The sequence below is a fragment of the Salinimicrobium oceani genome (genome assembly GCF_012037645.1).
Genome location: NZ_JAAVJR010000440.1, coordinates 1 through 501 on the forward strand (window position 1 = coordinate 1; position 501 = coordinate 501).

General features: G+C 39.7%; 1 pseudogene. It reads left to right on the forward strand.

The features are described from left to right. Positions 1 to 457 (forward strand): annotated as a pseudogene (locus HC175_RS17620) (DNA polymerase III subunit alpha); the annotation flags it as partial. Positions 458 to 501: the final 44 nt, after the last annotated feature.

Consider the following 501-nt stretch of genomic DNA (forward strand, 5'->3'; position numbering starts at 1 on the left):
GCAGGGTTGGGCCAGTTTCATTGTAGAAGATTATACAGATTCCTATGAATTCAGGATGTTTAAGGAAGAGTACCTTAAGTACAGGCATTTCCTGGTTCCCAATTCTTTTGTTCACGTAAAGATCTTTGTGAGAGAAGGATATCCAAACAGGGATACGGGTAAAAAAGGAGATCCGCGGATGCAGTTCAATAATATTCAGCTGTTACACGATGTGATGGAAACCTATGCCAGGAAGTTGACCATTCAGCTGAACATCGATGAGCTGCAGGAAGAAAAGATCGATGTGTTGCAGGACATTTTTAGAAACCACAGTGGAGAAAATAAACTTAATTTCGTAGTGTATGAAATGAAGGAAAAGATAAAGCTGCATATGCCAAGCCGAAAGCAAAAGATCCGTATTTCCCAGGAATTACTGAATGCTCTCGAGGAGCAGCAGGTGCTTTATAAACTGAATTAAGGGGTTTTATTTATTTAAAAAGAAGCTACCCTGAAACGAGTTTC